Source organism: Bacillus sp. P14.5 (assembly GCF_003316765.1).
Taxonomy (GTDB): Bacteria; Bacillota; Bacilli; order Bacillales; family Bacillaceae_B; genus Rossellomorea.
The window spans coordinates 1-1,340 of the sequence record NZ_NIJF01000020.1 but is presented as its reverse complement, the minus strand read 5'-3'; the positions used below and the strand labels follow the sequence as shown (position 1 = coordinate 1,340).

4 protein-coding genes are annotated in these 1,340 nt (G+C 52.9%); 2 read left to right on the top strand and 2 right to left on the bottom strand.

The window, feature by feature from the left end; translation table 11 throughout:
• Nucleotides 1-24 precede the first annotated feature (24 nt).
• Together B9Z54_RS25475 and B9Z54_RS25470 are read left to right on the top strand one after the other, a co-directional pair.
• Nucleotides 25-315 carry a hypothetical protein gene (locus B9Z54_RS25475; RefSeq protein WP_345840679.1) on the top strand — a complete coding sequence of 97 codons (291 nt, stop codon included), beginning with the start codon at nucleotides 25-27 and terminating at the stop codon, nucleotides 313-315.
• Nucleotides 287-556 carry a hypothetical protein gene (locus B9Z54_RS25470; RefSeq protein WP_240189775.1) on the top strand — a complete coding sequence of 90 codons (270 nt, stop codon included), beginning with the start codon at nucleotides 287-289 and terminating at the stop codon, nucleotides 554-556. The genes B9Z54_RS25475 and B9Z54_RS25470 overlap by 29 nt, the downstream gene beginning before the upstream one ends.
• Before the next feature lie 247 nt (nucleotides 557-803).
• On the opposite strand, the gene B9Z54_RS02930 is transcribed toward B9Z54_RS25470, so the two are convergent.
• Together B9Z54_RS02930 and B9Z54_RS24645 are read right to left on the bottom strand one after the other, a co-directional pair.
• Nucleotides 804-1,085: a hypothetical protein gene (locus B9Z54_RS02930; RefSeq protein ID WP_162785071.1), complete on the bottom strand. Its 282-nt coding sequence runs from the start codon at nucleotides 1,083-1,085 to the stop codon at nucleotides 804-806.
• Between the two features lie 26 nt (nucleotides 1,086-1,111).
• The coding region (locus B9Z54_RS24645; RefSeq protein WP_162785070.1) for a hypothetical protein at nucleotides 1,112-1,340 on the bottom strand (229 nt) is incomplete at its 5' end.

The window sequence follows — 1,340 nt, the reverse complement described above, 5'->3', positions numbered from 1 at the left end:
TTCGTCAGACCGGAATCAGGTGAGGTGCGGCTAGGCGGCCATCGCCTCGACGACGTGACGCAAGCGTCCGTCTGGCAACAAGCCAGTGTCGTTCTTCAAGAGAACCATTTCTTCTTTGGGACGGTTCGAGAGAATCTAGCGCTCGCTGGGGACTTCTCGGACACCGAGATGGAGGCGGCGCTCGCTAGTGTCCGTCTCGGTTTCGCACTCGATGAGCCCGTCCTTGAGAAAGGGGCGAACTTATCGGGAGGGGAACGGACAACGTCTCGCCATCGCCCGTGCCCTGTTGAAGAACGGAGTGCTCTGGATTCTTGACGAGGCGACGTCGGCGCTTGATGCGCGGACCGAGGCGGACGTGTTCGCTGAGATTTTCCGTCAAGCCGACGAAGCGACGCTCGTCATGGTCAGCCATCGTCTGACCGGGCTCGAACGCTTCGACCACATCATCGTCATGGAAGCAGGACGCATCGTCGAGACCGGGTCCTATGATGAACTGATGCAGGCCGGGGGCGTGTTCTATGGATTGAAACAAATCGAACAGGATATCTTCGCATGAAAAAAACGAGCGGCTCCGTCGGAGAGCCGCTCGTTTTTTGGATGGCAAATTTGGGTGCAACAAATGGGGGTTGTCGCATTGCTTTCAAAAAGAGTGTCGTGGAGGGGAATCCACGTGACGTAATGGTTTGGGGAACGTTTACGTCAAGCTTTGGGAGCTACAACTAGAGTATAAGTGATAACGATTCTCATTGTCAATTAGTAAATTGCACAAAAAACCGCAAACGGTTCGGTTTGCGGAAAGGGCGTCAGCTCGACGGCACGCCTTTTCGGAGTGTGAAGCGAATCAAGCTGAACAAATAACGGATATAGAAGAGCGCGAACGCATAAAATACCGCGATGGCTGAAGTACCGAGTTCAACCCCTGGAATGTTCAGCAAGAACTCGAGAATGAGAATTGACAGCAGGAAGATGTAGAGGCCGGCATCGAGATAGAGCGGCATCAGTTTTCCGCGTTGGTGCCAAAATGTGCGGACGAGCGGCGCAACAATCATTCCGATGATCCGCTCGGCGAAACCGATGCTGAGCACGGGAAATCATGAACGCGGCGACCGTCTCAAACGACACGAGTTCTGAAAAGGCGAACATGGAGATGAGTAGGAGCGGTCCGATAAAAAATCATCATCGAGAGGGACGTGCGTAGAAAGATAAACAAGTTCCGTTTCATCGTGTCGACTCCCCCGAAGAGCGATTGTCGGAACGTCTTGCCGCGTTGATAGTCGAGGATGAACGATCCCACAAACATCAAACCGAATAGTGATAACAATACTGTCATGAAATGTGTT